The sequence below is a fragment of the Kushneria phyllosphaerae genome, assembly GCF_900312995.1.
Lineage (GTDB): Bacteria > Pseudomonadota > Gammaproteobacteria > Pseudomonadales > Halomonadaceae > Kushneria > Kushneria phyllosphaerae.
The window spans coordinates 276,477-291,889 of the sequence record NZ_ONZI01000001.1 but is presented as its reverse complement, the minus strand read 5'-3'; the positions used below and the strand labels follow the sequence as shown (position 1 = coordinate 291,889).

Below are 15,413 nucleotides of genomic sequence, written 5' to 3'. Positions count from 1 at the left end.
TACAAGAGGCTGATCAGCTGCGCTCAACAAACCGGCGAATGCCTTCGGCGAGCTGGCGCCCCAGGCGTTCCAGCGTGTCCCCCTCGACCATACCGATGCCCAGCACCAGACCGCGCCGCGGATCATTGGCAGCGCAGACCGGGCTGAGCGGCTTGACCAGCAGGCGGTACTGATTGAGCAGATAACGCGTCAGGCGCACGTCATCAATGTCGGTGGCCAGCGTCACGCACAGGGTGATGGTGCCAGCCGGGGGCGAGATATCGATTACCCCCGGCAGATCAATCAGCAGGTCATGCAGGGTCTGCTGGCGCCGCAGATATTCGCGGTTGATGCGCCGACACCAGCGGTCGAGATCCCCATCGGCCATGAACCTTGCCAGCACCGCCTGATCCAGCATGCGCCCTTCACGAAAGACTTCACTTCTGACCCTGTTGATGGCGCCGCTCAGGGCGCGCGGAACGACCAGATACCCAAGCCGCAGCCCCGGAAACATCAGCTTGGAAAACGATCCGGCCAGAATGGAGCGGCCGTCATCAGGAGAAAAAAGTAGTCCCCGATGGTGGGCCTCAAAGAACTCGTAGTCGTCCTCGATGAGAAGCTCCGGTGACAACTGCTCAACTAGGGCGCGCTTGTCCTCGATCGGCATGGGCACGCTCAAGGGGTAGTGGCGGGCCCCGGTCAAATACAGCATGCGCGGCGAGTGCAGCGCCGATGACAGATCCCGATAGCCGGTTCCGGGCTGCCAGCGACACTGATGGATCCCCAGCCCTGTCGCCTGAAAGACATTGCGTGCCCCCCAGTAGCAGGGGGAATCCATGACCACTCGGTCGCCGTGATCGGCCAGCGCGAGGGCGCAAAGCTCCAGACCGTGATGCGTGCCATCGGTGATAATGATCTGTTCAAGGGCGCATTCAATACCGCGGCCGCGGCGCAGAAAATCGGCGATCTCGCGCTTTAACGGCCCATACCCGCCGCTTGAATAAGACAGCAATAGAGCATTTTGCGGCACGGTCAGGGTGGCGTAGAGCGTGCGCCAGCGTCGCATCGGAAAACGGGCAATATCGGGAATGCCGGGTACGAAGGCCCCACTCTGGATCGGGCTGGCCCCGCTGGTGGCGAGAATCCGCTGCGCCCGCTGTGACAGGGCGACCGGCGAGGCCGCACCCATGGGCGGTGACACGGCGGGCCGAAGACTCCAGCTGCCCCGGCCATGCTGAGTGGTCAAAAGATGGCGGGACTGCAAAAGCTCGATGACGCCGGCCAAGGTATTGCGTGCCACGCCAATGCGCTGGCAGATCTGGCGATGGGGCGGCAGACGCTGGCCGTCGACCCATTGCTGTTCGATCAGCGTGGTCAGGGCCTGCTCCAGACGAACCTGCTTGTTCAGCCGGTCGGGCTGACGCTGCCAGGCCGTTTCAATATCGCTCAGGGCCTCCTCTAAAGATCGCTGCATGACAGGGGTCCGGGCAGGGGCGGAAGAGAAGGTCATTATGACGGTGGCGCCAGACAGTGGTCTACCTGAACACACAAGTGGTTCACGTACCGGACCCTGGACAGTGGTAGCGTGTGAGCAGGGAGACACAACATGCCGCGTGACATGCCATAACACCCTCCCGGCCCTGAAAGATCACAATAATGACGGATAAATCCTATGCAGAGCACAACCAAACCACGCGAACTGGTGCGTGTCCTGGCACGCACCGACGTATTGGCACTCGCCTTCGGCGCCATGATCGGCTGGGGCTGGATCGTGTTGACCGGCGGGGCGATTCTCGATGCCGGCAGTGTGGGGGCGATCATTGCCTTCATCATCGGCGGTATCGCGGTCCTGCTGGTGGGACTGACCTACGCTGAACTGGCCTCGGCCATGCCCAAGGTGGGCGGTGAGCACGTCTACAGCTATCGCGCGCTCGGTCATTTTGCCTCCTTCATCTGCACCTGGAGCATCGTGCTGGGCTATGTGAGCGTCGTGTCGTTTGAAGCCGTCGCGCTGCCCACCGTGGTCGAGCAGCTTGTCCCCGGCTATGACGTGGGGCATCTCTGGACCGTGGCCGGCTGGGACGTCAAGGCCAGCTGGGTGGCCGTCGGGGTCATTGGTTCGCTGGTCATGATGGCGATCAACTATGTCGGCATCACCACGGCGGCGCTGATCCAGAAGCTGGTGACGGGCCTGATTCTGGTCGTGGGCGTGATGTTCATTACCGGCGCGCTGTTTACCGGTGAAGTGGCCAACATGACGCCGCTGTTTAACCATGAATCCAGCGGCGGATTTGTCGGCGGGATCATGGCGGTACTGGTCATGGTGCCCTTTCTGTTCGTGGGTTTTGACGTGATCCCTCAGGCGGCCGAAGAGATCGACCTGCCGTTTCGCGATATTGGCAAGGTGCTGATTGCCTCGGTGCTGATGGCGGTGGCCTGGTATGCGCTGATTGTGCTGGGCACCAGCCTGATGCTGGATCAGCCGGCGCTTGAGGCCAGCTCGCTGTCCGTACCGGATGCCATGGCATCGGTGGTTGGCAGCGTCTGGGGCAGCAAGCTGATGGTTCTGGCCGGCATCGCGGGCATCATCACCAGCTGGAATGCGTTTTATATCGGCGGGTCGCGCGCCATCTATGCGCTGGCACACTCCGGCATGCTGCCGGCCTTTCTGGGCAAGCTGCATCCGAAGTACAAGACACCGACCAACGCCATCATCATGATCGGCCTGCTGTCGACGATTGCGCCTTTCATGGGTCGTCCGGCCATGGTGTGGCTGGTGGATGCCGGCGGTCTTGGCATCGTGATCGCCTACCTGTTCGTGGCGCTGTCGTTCATGGTGCTTCGAAAGCGCGAACCCGATATGGACCGCCCCTTCAGGGTCGGCAATGGTCAGGTGGTCGGCGCGCTGGCGGTGCTGCTGTCACTGGCCATGGCCTGTCTTTATCTGCCGGGGAGCCCGTCAGCGCTGACCGGTATCGAGTGGGGGGTGTTCGGGGGCTGGATGCTGCTCGGTCTAGCGATGTATCTCTTTGCGCTCAATCGCTACGGGCGAGCGTTCAGTGACCGGGTCATGCAGGACGTTTATCACCGCTGACATCTTCGACACACGGGATTGATTGATATGCAGGATATTGAATTCAAAAGCCAGCGCGCCGCTGCCCTGATCGGCGGATACTGGGTTGAGGGCGACCGGCAGTTTGCGGTCAATAATCCGGCCACCGGGGAACTGGTCGCCAACGTGGCCGACCTTGGCGCCGAAGAGACGCGTGACGCCATCGCTGCTGCCGAGACGGCACTGGCTGATTGGCGAAAGGTGCCGGCCAAGGAGCGCTCGCGGCTGCTGCGCCGCTGGTTTGATCTGGTGGTTGAAAACACCGACAAGCTGGCACGTCTGATGACGCTGGAACAGGGCAAGCCGCTGGCGGAATCACGCGGGGAGGTCGGCTACGGCGCCTCGTTCATCGAGTTTTACGCCGAAGAAGCCAAGCGCATCGCTGGTGAAACCCTGCCGGGACACGGTGCGGACAAGCGTATTCTGGTCATGCGCGAGCCGATCGGTGTGGTGGCGGCCATCACGCCCTGGAACTTCCCGCTGGCGATGATCACCCGCAAGTGTGCCCCGGCGCTGGCCGCCGGCTGCACGGTCGTGATCAAGCCGGCCGAAGCCACGCCGCTGACCGCGCTGGCGCTGGCCGCGCTGGCGCTGGAGGCCGGCATTCCGCAAGGGGCCATCAACGTGGTCACGGCCAAAAGCCCTGTGGCCGTCGGCGAAGTGCTGACCACCGACCCGCGCGTGCGCAAGGTGTCGTTTACAGGTTCCACACCTGTGGGCAAGAAGCTGCTGGCGCAGTGTGCCTCGACAGTCAAGAAAACGGCGATGGAACTGGGCGGCAATGCCCCCTTTATCGTCTTTGATGACGCTGATCTCGACGCCGCCGTTGAAGGGGCGATTGCTTCCAAATACCGCAACGCCGGCCAGACCTGCGTATGTACCAACCGCTTTCTGGTGCAGTCCGGTATTTACGACGCCTTCGTTGAGAAGCTCGCCGCTCGCGTGCGGGAGCTCAAGGTTGGCAACGGCATGGAAGAGGGCACGATCATTGGACCGCTGATCAATCAGGCGGCGGTCGACAAGGTCAGTGCCCATGTCAGCGATGCGCTCGACAAGGGTGCTCGACTGGTGGAAGGTGGAGAAGCACACGCGCTGGGACATTCGTTTTACACACCGACCGTGCTGGCCGACGTGACCCCTGACATGGCCGTGGCCCGTGAAGAGACCTTCGGTCCATTGGCGGCGGTATTTCGTTTCGACCAGGATGATCAGGCCATTGCGATGGCCAACGATACGCCCTTTGGCCTGGCGGCCTATTTCTATGCCCGCGACTACAAGCGCATCTGGCACGTCATGGAGGCGCTGGAGTACGGCATGGTAGCCGTCAATGAAGGGTTGTTGTCGACCGAGCTGGCGCCCTTTGGCGGGATCAAGGAGTCAGGACTGGGTCGAGAGGGTTCGCACCACGGACTGGAGGAGTTTACCGAGCTCAAGTATGTCTGTCTTGGCGGGCTGTAATTGCTGCACATCAAAGGAGATTGCGGATGAACAATAACGAACTGAACGAGCTGAAAAAGCGCTATGTGGCCAATGGCGCGGCAAGCGCGGACGGGCATTTTGCCGAGCGTGCCGAAAATGCCGAGCTGTGGGACGCTGATGGCAAGCGCTTTATCGATTTTGCCGGTGGTATCGGCGTGCTCAATATCGGTCACCGCCATCCGAAGGTGGTTGAGGCGGTCAAGGCGCAGCTCGACAAGGTCATGCACACCTGCCAGACCGTCATGCCCTATGAAGGCTATGTGAAGGTGGCTGAAAAGCTCAGTCACATTACACCGGTGCGCGGGCATGCCAAGGTGATGCTGGCCAACTCCGGGGCAGAAGCGCTGGAGAACGCCGTCAAGATAGCACGTGCCGCCACCGGTCGCTCCGGGGTGGTCTGCTTCGCTGGCGGCTATCACGGCCGTACCTTCATGACCATGGCCATGAACGGCAAGGTCGCGCCGTATCGCACCGACTTCGGCCCCATGCCGGGCCAGGTCTATCGCGCGCCCTATCCGGTCGAATCGATCGGCGTGAGCGAAGAAGACGCCCTGCGCGGGCTGAAGATGACCTTCAAGACCGACGCCAACCCGAAGGATACCGCCGCGATTGTCATCGAGCCGGTGCTGGGCGAAGGGGGCTTTCACGCCGCCTCACCGAGCTTCATGAAGGCGCTGCGCGAGATCTGTGACGAGCACGGCATTTTGCTGATCGTCGACGAGGTTCAGTCCGGCTTCGGTCGTACCGGCAAGATGTTTGCCATCGAGCATACCGGCGTTGAACCCGACATCATGACCATGGCCAAGAGCATGGCCGACGGCATGCCGATCTCTGCCGTGGTCGGTACCGACAGCGTCATGGATGCCTCGGGTGGCAACTCGCTGGGCGGCACCTATACCGGCAGCCCGGTCTCCTGTGCGGCAGTACTGGCGGTACTTGAAGTGTTCGAGGAAGAAAACATTCTCGAGAAGAGCCAGGCGCTGGGCGAGAAGCTGGGCGAACGCTTCCAGCAGCTGGAGCGCTCGTTTGACTGCGTGCGCAACTCGCGTCATCTGGGGGCCATGGCCGCGTTTGATCTGGTCGACGGCCAGGGCGAGCCGAATACCGAACTGGCCGGCAAGCTCTGCAAAACGGCGCGCGAGCGCGGCCTGATCCTGCTTTCCTGCGGTATCTATGGCAACACGATCCGCTTTTTGATGCCGGTCACCATCAGCGATGACGTGCTCAACGAGGGAATGGACCTGATCGAGTCCATGCTCAGGGAAATGAGCGGTCAGTCATAAGCAGCTTATGCGCCTGTGACCCTCGCGTCTGAAACAAAAGGCCCCGCCAATGGCGGGGCCTTTTTTGATGCATTGACAGTCCTGATGCCTCAAAAGCAGCGGTGACGCCTGCGCTACTCCGGCCGGCCTGCAATCTGCAAAAAGGTTTCGACCTCGTCCACGGTCGGGATTCCGGTGGCAGCGCCTGGGCGCTGTACGGCCAGTGCGGCGGCAGCGGTGGCCCGTTCCAGACAGGTGGAGGCGTCACAGCCCGCCTGCAGGGCGGCCATGTAGTAACCAATAAACGTATCCCCGGCACCGGTGGTGTCGACGGCCTGGACCGGGCGTGCCGGTTGATAGAGGGGCTCATTGCGCTCGCCATTGATCCGCCAGGCGCCTTCGGACCCAAGGGTCAGCACGATATTGACGCCCGGTAGTGCCGTTTGCAGCGCCTCGATCAGGGCGTCGGCATCGCTTTGCTCGTCGATGTCCACCAGCGCAGCGGCTTCACCTCGGTTGACGAACAGCAGCGAGAGATCCTTCAAAGGCAGTTCGCGAATGGCCGGCGTCATCGGTGCCGGATTGAAGGCGACCTTCAATCCCTGATCCAGCGCCTGGCGGATAACGTCTGCAATGTCATTGCATTCGTTTTGAAGCAGCAGCCAGCCCTCGCTGTCGGCGCCGGCCAGCAGCTCATCGATGCGCTCGGGCGTGAAGCTCTGGTTGGTGCCCCCAAACAGCACGATGGCGTTTTCACCTTCGTCATCGACCTGAATCACCGTATGGCCGCTTGAGCCCTCAAGCACTGCCACGTCATTGATGTCGGCGCCGGCGTCTTTTAATGTCTTCAGCGCCCACTCATCGGCACGGCCGAGCTGCCCCCAGTGGCTTACCTGCCCGCCGGCGCGTGCCAGCGCAATGGTCTGGTTGGCGCCCTTGCCGCCCAGCACGACCTGATAGTCGGTGCTGGAGAGGGTCTCGCCCGGGCGTACCAGATGCGGTACGCGGTAGACATGGTCGATGTTGATCGAGCCATAGTTATAGACGGTGGCCGACCCGGAGGACGGCTGGTTCGGTAAGGACATGGTGGCCTCGCTGTGGACAGTGATCTGGTGTGATCATCGAACACAACGAGGCCCTTTGTCGATTCAAGTTGGACGGACGGTTCAGGGCAGATCAAAGACCAGTGCTTCGGCGTCACGGCCATCGGCCAGCTCAATCTGCGCTTCTTCTTCCAGCATCAGGGCATCACCGCCTTCAAGCGACTTGCCGTTGACCTTGAGCGTGCCGCGAATGAGGTGCACGTAGGCGCGTCGGCCCGGCGCCAGCGCGTGGGTGAGGGCGGTGTCCCCGTTCAAAAGCGTGGCGTAAATGAAGGTGTCCTGTTCAAGACGTAGTGATCCGTTGCGGCCATCCGGGGAGATGATCAGACGCAGCTGGTCACGCTTTGACTCAGGTGGAAAATCTGCCTCGCTGTAGCGCGGCGCCAATCCCGTTTCGCGCGGGAAAAGCCAGATCTGCAGAAAGTGCACCGGCGCCTGGCCGGAGTGATTGAACTCGCTGTGCTCGACACCGGTACCGGTGCTCATCAATTGCACACGCCCCGGGCCAATACTGGAGCCGTTGCCCAGCGTGTCGCGGTGCGCCAGCTCGCCTGAAAGCACGTAGGAGAAGATCTCCATGTCGCGATGGCCATGCTGACCGAAGCCGCCACCGGGGGCGACACGGTCCTCATTGATCACTCGCAGGGGGCCGAACTGGACATGATTCGGGTCGACATAGCCGGCAAAGGAGAAGGAGTGATAGCTCTCGAGCCAGCCATGGTTGGCATGGCCGCGCTCACTGCCAGGACGAAGGGTCAGCATGGGAGATTCTCCGAAAGTCAGGAATGCTCACAGCATCTGCTTCGAATTCCTGCATGGCAACCGCAGAAAATGAGCGTTGAGCGTCTATAAAATCGAATGCGCCCGCCGGAGGTACCCGGGGGCTCATCAGACGGCATGGCTTGTGACGATCAGGCGCCCTGTGCCACCGGGCGGTTTCGCAGCGCAGGGAAATCAAACAGCGCGCGGCCCGGGCCATGGTCCAGCAGGTAGCGCACCAGCAGACAGCCGGCACAGACGACCGTGGCAATGACGATGGGCAGGGCGACGGCGATCATTTGACCTACCGAGCCGCTGAGTTCGACATCGACCATCAAGAGCGTCAGAGGGTGCACCAGCAGCATATGAATGACGTACACCGGCAGGGTCCTTTTGCCCAGTGCCTGCAAGGCCCTCATCTGCCAGAAACGAAGAATCAACGCGAGGGTATCGATGGCAAAGGAGACCATCAGACAGGAGAGAACAAGTTGAGTGACCGGCAGGTAAAAAATATCCAGCTGGCGTGCTACAGCCATCGAAGCGAGCAGCCCTGCGCCCACCAGTACCCAGCGTTTGGCACTGAATTCGGCATAGACGTGTGCAATCCGGTCCCGGCCAAAGCAGCCCATGGCGTAGAAGATGCCGTAGTCCAGCAGCTTCTTGAAGTTCCAGACATCAGTAATGTGCTCGGAAAAGATCTGCAGCAGGGCCAGTACGATCAAAAGCGGAATGGCGACCCGATTGAAGGTCTTGCAGATCACGAAGTAGAGCACCAGCGCATAGAGATACCAGATGCCGCTGTCGGCCAGAAATACGCCACGCACGAATTCAATGATGTTGAGCGTGTAGGCCTCGCCCGGGATGATCTCGGCAGCGCCTGGAATCTTGGTGCGCATCAACGAAATGATGACCCAGTTGATGGCCATCCACAGCAGATAGAGCCAGAACAGGGTAGCCACGCGGGACTTGAAGGTCTCCTGCCAGCTTTTGCGGGTAATGGCTGAATGGGCAAGAAAGCCGGAGATCAAAAAGAACAGCGGCATGCGCAGCGGCTTGAAGGCCGTCAGGGCGCCAGTCCACCAGCTATCAAGTGGAAGCCCGCCAAAGTCGATCTGGGCATAGGAAAAAATGGTGGTATGCCATAGCACGACCATAAAGATGCAGGCGCCCTTGGCCGCATCGATCCAGGCAATGCGCTGGCCACCATATATTCCGATTGTCTTGGTCATGGATATTGATCGCAGAGCAGAAATTTAGCTCCACCTTAATGCCAATGCTTGTATAAAAATATGCGGATATGGGTTTGTGATTGTTATAAAGCGTAACTATAAAGTGAGAATTGTATTTTAGTGCCTGTTTGCTTGAACAAGTGTTTGAAAATTAATTGTCATGAATTATTTTTGCTTCTCTCTCACGGTATTTGGCGCGTAATTGTTGTTCGAAATGTCATGTTGGCTTTCGGGAGCGTCCTTTTTGGACAAGACGCTCCTCGAAAGCGGCGTTCACCTGGGACGCCATCATGCTGAAGCGTCCGAGCCCTTGTCCTCCTTTCTTTTCGCATTCTTCGACTGTTGATCATCCTCCAGCAGATCTGCCACCGAATCGAGAATTTCCTTGGGACGAAACGGGTAGCGCTCGACCTCGGAGCGGTCGGCAATGCCGGTCAGTACCAGAACGGTGTGAAGCCCCGCTTCGATCCCTGCCACCACATCAGTATCCATGCGATCGCCGATCATGCCGGTACGCATGGAGTGCGCGCCGACCTTGTTGAGCGCGGAGCGAAACATCATCGGGTTGGGTTTTCCCACTACGTAGGGATCACGCTTGGTGGCACTGGTGATCAGGGCTGCCACGGCACCGGTGGCCGGCAGGACACCTTCGGCACTGGGACTGGTGACGTCCGGGTTGGTGGCGATAAAGCGGGCACCGCCGTTGATCAGGCGAATGGCGCGCGTGATCGCCTCAAACGAGTAGGTACGGGTCTCACCCAGTACGACATAGTCCGGGTCAGCATCGGTCATGATAAAGCCCGCCTCGTGCATGGCGGTGGTCAGCCCTGCCTCGCCAATCACGAAGGCCGACCCGCCAGGGGATTGGTCCTTGAGAAAGGCAGCAGTGGCCAACGCCGAGGTCCAGAGTCTGTCTTCCGGGACATCGATACCGCTGCGCGCCAGTCGTGCACTCAGATCCCGGGGCGTGTAGGTAGAGTTGTTGGTGAGCACCAGAAAGGGTTTGTTTTTGTCGCGCCACTGGTTGATCAACTCGGCGGCACCGGGAATGGCCTTGTTTTCATGGATCAGCACGCCGTCCATGTCGGTCAGCCAGCAGTCAACGTCGCGTTCCACCTTTTTGCCTGTCGTCAAAATTCGTCCCCCATATTGTGGTGATGTCCTCAGCATAGCGCTAGACGTCGAGTGGTGTTCCTGTCGACGTTGGGCCCGTGCAGAAGCAGGGTCAAATATGACATGCCCTGCATTGTTGTAACAGTAATGGTTTATTTAGCAATAATAGCGCGTCAAAGGTGCCAGAATTAAAAAACGTTGTTTATTAAAAATCTGTGTAAGAGAGAGATGAATGGTCCTTTAATAAAGGCTCAGCTCAGTCTTCAATATTTAATATTGCCTTCATTAAAAAGACGCTATTTTTCGAAAAAACACGCTTGAGTGCTGGAACCATGGCCTGACATTGTGGTCTTTTAATGCCAGTGAAAGAAAGCCTGATGTGTTAATAAACCATTAATGATTGCGAGATGCTGTCTCGTAATGGATGCCCTGACCAGGTGATGTGATGTCTCTGAAAACAGCGATTCGCACCAACACAATTCTCAAAACGCTTGCGCAGGGTATCGAAAGGAGGGCACGACGCGGCGTGACCTTTCTTGTCACGAAATATCTTCAAAAAAATGAGCCCGTTGACGTCAACAATCTTCAAGGCCCATTGAAGATACTGCTGGTACGGCCCAACTATCGCATTGGCAATGCCTTGATCATGTCGCCTGTCATCGAGACCTTTCGACAGCGTTTCCCCGATGCCCGAATCGATCTTCTTGCCACGGACAGCACCCGGTCGCTTTTTCGCCATCAGCGCGTGGATCGTGTTTTCACCCTGTCGCGGGATGCCATTGTGCGGCCGTGGCGTTTTCCCGCCATGATCCGGCATCTGCGTCGGGAGAAGTATGATCTGGCCGTACAGGCAGGGCCCAGCTCGTTGACCGGATTGATCTTCGTACGCGCGATCAAGAGCCGCTACACCATGGGCAAGGCCAAACGTGGGCAGCACTGGTTTGATATCGAGGTCAGCGGTGAGCAGACACATGCCTATGACATTCCGCAGATGTTTGCTCGGGCGCTGGAAGTGCCCTGTCGTGATCGGCCGTCGATGATCCTGAGCAATGGCGAGCGCAGCATCGGACGAGGCGAGCTCGAAGAGCTCGGCATTGGCTTTGATGATAACGGCCGCCCAACCCCCTTTGTGGCGCTGTTTGTGGGGGGGCATCTCGACAAGCGTCTGCCGCTGAGTTTCTGGCAGGAGAGCATCAGGGCACTTGAGGCCGCCGGTCAGCGTTACGTGGTGTTCATGGGCCCCGAGGAGCTGCAGCACGCCTCGACGCTCGAACGACAGATGGCCGACGGCCAATATGGCGCGCTCTGTCGGCCCCGGCCGCTGCGCATCTTTGCCGCCATGCTGCATTACGCCCGCACTCTCATCAGCCCGGACTCTGGCCCCCTGCACATTGGTGCGGCGCTGGACGTACCGGCCATGGCGCTGGTGCAAAAGCGCAAGTCACTGAAGTTTGTGCCGCGAGGCCCGCGGGATATCGTGCTGTGGCAGCCGGATGCCCGACAGCTGGTGGACGCTGTCATCACGCCCGAGCAGTTTCAGGGCCGCCGGGATATCGGCACGCCGGAGACAACCATGACACCCGATCTGGCGTTGACGTCCTGACGGCCCGGCCACCTGGCTTTTACGGGCTATGGGTCCTTGGATTTCAAGGATCGTTGACCCTGACGGGTTATCCGGCCTGTGAGGCTGCCACTGCACGGCGGCTGCGTGACGTTCGAAGCCCCAGCCAGCCATTGGCCAGCAGCGTGACCAGCGTCAGCAGCCCGCCGTAGAGCGTGGCTTTCGGAGGGTTCTCGCCGAGCAGCCACCAGACCCATAGCGTGCCCAGAATCGCCTCGACCAGATAGAAAAGCGCCACCTCGGCGGAGGGCAGATAGCGGGTGGCGTTGTTGATCAGCGCCGTGGCCAGCGGCATCTGGATCAGCCCCATGACCGCCAGTACGGCGTAGCTCTGTGTCTCCAGTGCCAGCGGTGTGGCCATCGGCCAGGCCACCACGGCCGTGATCACGCCGCCGCCGGCAATCAGGGGAAGGCGGTCCAGTGCCTGGTAGCGTCGCAGCAGCGTCAGATTGGCCCCCACTGCCATGGCGGCACCAAGGGCGTAGACATCCCCCAGAAGGCCGTCACCGGTCAGTGACCCGGCAAAGACGATCACCAGTCCCAGCATGGCAAGGCCTATCGCCATCCAGGTTCTTGCCGCGACCGCCTCCTGCAGAAACAGGCGGGTAAAAATGGCCGCGAACAGCGGCGCCGTGCTCAGGATCACCACCACGTTGGCCACGCGGGTATGCATTACCGCCATCACGAACAGCAGCGAGATGGCCGCCAGCAGCCCCGCAGAGACCAGTGAGACACCACGATGGGCGTTCAGTGTGGCCAGCCGCCGGCGCTGGCAGTAGAAAAGCCCCATGACAATGGCCATCAGTGCCCCGCGCCAGAAGGCGATGCTCCAGCCATCGGTCGAGGCCAGCCGCACCAGCAGGCTATCAAAACTCAGGACAATAATACCGACGGTAGCAAGCAGCAGGCCGCGTGAATGGCTCGCGGCAGCATCGCGGGGTGTGGCGACCATGGCGGGTGTCTCCTTCACGACAGCGCCTGCACTGTCATGTCTTCGATACGTCAATCGTCATGAAACGATCAGGCCCCCACCATCCTGCCCCGGCGTCGACCGATGGCCTGTTCCTGATACGTCACCGGAAAGGCCAGGGACGACGCCCCTGGCCGCAGCTCGGTTAGACGCTTTGCCCCTGAACCCGGCGCAGGCTGCAGACGGTATCAAACCAGGCCTGATTGCCGATCAGGGGCTCCGGATTGATGGGCTGCAGGGCATTGACGTTAACACCGTTGCCGCGGCCGCCCAGGCGCTTGTCCCACCACAGATGATCGCGCAGGTCATCACGTTCGGGCGCCGGGCCGTAAGCCTTGTGGCCAAGCGCGGCCTCCTGAGCTCTTGGCCCCTGGCGCGCCATGGCCGCGCGGCCTGAGACCACATAGCCCAGGCTGTTGGAGATGGCGACCACCCGTGGATGAATGCCTTCGGTCACCACCACGCGCACCTGCTGGCTGCCGATCGGCTCGCCGGTACCGCGAAAGGCCCGGTCGCCCCGGTCGCTGCTGAGCGGGCGATAGGTGGTCAGCTCGACCAGATCGCCCGAGACAATCCCCAGCCGTTCTGCCGTGTGTGGATTGATCCACATGGGATTGTCGTGAACGATCTCGGTCAGATATTTCTGATTGGCCGTGCGTCCCTGGGTGTGCACGTTCCACTTGAAGCTGGTCAGGATAAAGCGATCCTCCGGCAGGCCCACATGCGCCGGCACCGGCAGATAGCCCGGCAGCCCGTCATGGTGGATGCCCTGCTCCCGGGCCACCTCGGCCACTTCACGGCTGTAGATCTCAAAGCGCCGCGAGGGCGTGCCGAACCCGCGGACGGCACGCGGCGCACCGCCTTCATCGATCATCAGTCCGATGGCCTGTTCCTGTCCCTTGTTGTCGCGCTGATGGATCACGCCGCTGTCGTCATCGATGCGCACGCCCAAAAGATCCCGCTCGCTCAGGAGGCGACGATGTACCTCGTAGCTTTTGGGCACATCATCGACGAAGGAGCCGTGGCGTTTCATCCATTCAAAACTGTCGGCTTCATCGCCTGCGGGGATGTGGCGACACTGATGGCGCACGAAGGCTTCGTGATCGCCAAACTCGAAATAGCGTGCCTGCTCCGGCCCCAGACGCCGGCCGATATCAAACAGCACATCGGCGTAGCTGCGCGCCTCGCCCGGCGGCGGCACCATGGGCTGGCGCAGGGTCACGAAGTGGCGAAGCTCGGGACTGCTGCGGGTTTCAAGCCCCCAGCGTTCCAGGTAGGTGGCATCCGGCAGGATCATGTCGGCGTAGTGCGCCATTTCGGAATAGACCACATCCGAACAGACGTGAAAGGGGATCAGGGATTCATCCTTGAGCACTCCGACAGTGGTGGTGCGCCCCTCCGGCCAGTTCATGGGCGAGCTGATGGTGTAGGAGAGATAGACATCCACCGTGGCACGTCCCTGACGGATGTACTCATACACCATCTGGCCCACTTTCATCTTCTGCCAGCGATTGGCCAGCGGCCACTCCGGCGGATCTTCCAGATCGGTCCTGACAGCAGGTTTGGGCGGGATGGGCTCGGGCTGCGGATAGCGCTCGGCGCGCAGCTTTTCTTCCATGCCGTAGCAGTAGCCACCGGGCCGGCCGACGGAGCCGACCAGCGCGTTGAGCATGACCACGGCGCGCTCGGCGTTCATGCCGTTGTAGTGTGAGCCGGTGCCGCGGTTGGTGAAGGCCACGGCAGTCGGTCGGGCGCGGGCAAAGTCCAGCGCTACCCGCTCGATATCCGACGCTTCAAGACCTGACTCGGTCGCGGCCCACTCGGGGGTGTAATCCTTCAGAAAGTCGGTGATCTCGGTGGCCGAGAGATTGACGAAGTGTTCGACAAACTCCCGGTCAAATTCACCCTCGCGCATGATGACGTGCGCCATGGCCAGCGCCACGGCGCTTTCGGTGCCGGGGAAGGGCGCGAACCATTCATCGCTGCGCCCGGCGGTATTGGAAAGCCTGACATCGAAGGTGACCAGCGTTGCGCCGTGATCAAAGCGGGCCTTCACCACCCGCTTGACCAGATGCAGCCCGCCCTGATGGGCCTCATAAAAGTTGGAGCCAAAGTTGAGAAAGTAGCGGCAGCGCTCGGCGTCGATCGATTCCCAGTCGGTGTCGCCAAGGCTCACATAGTTGGCGCCCCGCTTGCTCGAGGAGCACAGCGAGCGGTGGTTGAGCTGTACCGGTGAGCCGATGGCGCCGAGAAAGCGCTTGATCTCGGTATTGATGCGCGAACGGCCGGCGTGCAGTACCACACGCTCGGGATGGCCGGCATCGATGCTTTTTTGAATGCGCGCGGCAATCTCGTCATAGGCCTCGTCCCAGCTGATGCGCTGCCACAGGCCTTCGCCCCGGCGGCCTGCCCGCTTGAGCGGATAAACCAGACGTTCGGGATAGTCATTGATGGTGGGCCCACTCTGGCCCTTGGCGCAGGTCATGTGGCTGCCCATGTTGGGGTCCTGCGGGTTGCCGCGGATTTTTACCACCCGGTCATCGATGACAAACCCCTCGATGCCGCACACGCTTGAGCAGTTAAGACACACGCTTTTGACGCTGCGCGCCCGGCTGTAATCATTTTTCACCTTGCGGGTCAGCGACGGCGTCATCAATGCGCCCCCGACGGCAGCCGCACCCAGGGCACCGCCCACGCCCAGATAGATGTATTCGCCTTTTTTGAGACCGGCCAGCGCGGCGATGCCGGCCTTGATAAAGGATCGTCGTTTCATGAAAGCGCCGTGT

At 60.7% G+C, this 15,413-nt stretch carries 11 protein-coding genes; 4 read left to right on the top strand and 7 right to left on the bottom strand.

Annotated features, from left to right (window positions below):
• Positions 1 to 13: 13 nt before the first annotated feature.
• Positions 14 to 1,453 (bottom strand): aminotransferase-like domain-containing protein, encoded by a 1,440-nt coding sequence (locus KSP9073_RS01270; protein WP_108841149.1) that lies wholly within the window; start codon positions 1,451 to 1,453, stop codon positions 14 to 16.
• A 198-nt stretch (positions 1,454 to 1,651) separates the two neighbouring features.
• Here KSP9073_RS01270 and KSP9073_RS01265 point away from each other — a divergent pair, with 198 nt between their 5' ends.
• The 3 genes from KSP9073_RS01265 to gabT are packed head-to-tail and all read left to right on the top strand — an operon-like array spanning position 1,652 to position 5,853.
• Complete coding sequence (locus KSP9073_RS01265; RefSeq protein ID WP_108841148.1) at positions 1,652 to 3,073, top strand: APC family permease; 1,422 nt, start codon at positions 1,652 to 1,654, stop codon at positions 3,071 to 3,073.
• 27 nt (positions 3,074 to 3,100) lie between these two features.
• A complete protein-coding gene (locus KSP9073_RS01260) occupies positions 3,101 to 4,549 on the top strand; it encodes an NAD-dependent succinate-semialdehyde dehydrogenase (RefSeq protein ID WP_108841975.1) in 1,449 nt (482 codons plus the stop codon).
• Positions 4,550 to 4,575: 26 nt separating this feature from the next.
• Complete coding sequence (gene gabT, locus KSP9073_RS01255) at positions 4,576 to 5,853, top strand: 4-aminobutyrate--2-oxoglutarate transaminase (RefSeq protein ID WP_108841147.1); 1,278 nt, start codon at positions 4,576 to 4,578, stop codon at positions 5,851 to 5,853.
• Between the two features lie 113 nt (positions 5,854 to 5,966).
• Here the strand turns inward: gabT and KSP9073_RS01250 are convergent, their stop codons facing one another.
• From KSP9073_RS01250 to KSP9073_RS01235, 4 genes are all read right to left on the bottom strand, one after another.
• Positions 5,967 to 6,917 carry a ribokinase gene (locus KSP9073_RS01250; RefSeq protein ID WP_108841146.1) on the bottom strand — a complete coding sequence of 317 codons (951 nt, stop codon included), beginning with the start codon at positions 6,915 to 6,917 and terminating at the stop codon, positions 5,967 to 5,969.
• Between the two features lie 81 nt (positions 6,918 to 6,998).
• Positions 6,999 to 7,697: a pirin family protein gene (locus KSP9073_RS01245; RefSeq protein WP_108841145.1), complete on the bottom strand. Its 699-nt coding sequence runs from the start codon at positions 7,695 to 7,697 to the stop codon at positions 6,999 to 7,001.
• A gap of 149 nt (positions 7,698 to 7,846) precedes the next feature.
• Complete coding sequence (locus KSP9073_RS01240) at positions 7,847 to 8,923, bottom strand: acyltransferase family protein (RefSeq protein WP_108841144.1); 1,077 nt, start codon at positions 8,921 to 8,923, stop codon at positions 7,847 to 7,849.
• Between the two features lie 288 nt (positions 8,924 to 9,211).
• Positions 9,212 to 10,039, bottom strand: a complete 828-nt coding sequence (locus KSP9073_RS01235; protein WP_243409064.1) for an HAD-IIA family hydrolase — start codon at positions 10,037 to 10,039, stop codon at positions 9,212 to 9,214.
• A gap of 442 nt (positions 10,040 to 10,481) precedes the next feature.
• Between KSP9073_RS01235 and KSP9073_RS01230 the strand changes: the two genes are divergently transcribed.
• Positions 10,482 to 11,639 (top strand): glycosyltransferase family 9 protein, encoded by a 1,158-nt coding sequence (locus tag KSP9073_RS01230; protein WP_108841142.1) that lies wholly within the window; start codon positions 10,482 to 10,484, stop codon positions 11,637 to 11,639.
• Positions 11,640 to 11,706: 67 nt separating this feature from the next.
• On the opposite strand, the gene KSP9073_RS01225 is transcribed toward KSP9073_RS01230, so the two are convergent.
• Together KSP9073_RS01225 and KSP9073_RS01220 are read right to left on the bottom strand one after the other, a co-directional pair.
• The gene (locus KSP9073_RS01225) at positions 11,707 to 12,609 is read right to left on the bottom strand and encodes a DMT family transporter (RefSeq protein WP_108841141.1); all 903 of its coding nucleotides are present in this window, start codon (positions 12,607 to 12,609) and stop codon (positions 11,707 to 11,709) included.
• Positions 12,610 to 12,772: 163 nt separating this feature from the next.
• Positions 12,773 to 15,400, bottom strand: coding sequence for a molybdopterin-containing oxidoreductase family protein (locus KSP9073_RS01220; protein ID WP_108841140.1), 2,628 nt, complete (start codon positions 15,398 to 15,400; stop codon positions 12,773 to 12,775).
• Positions 15,401 to 15,413: the final 13 nt, after the last annotated feature.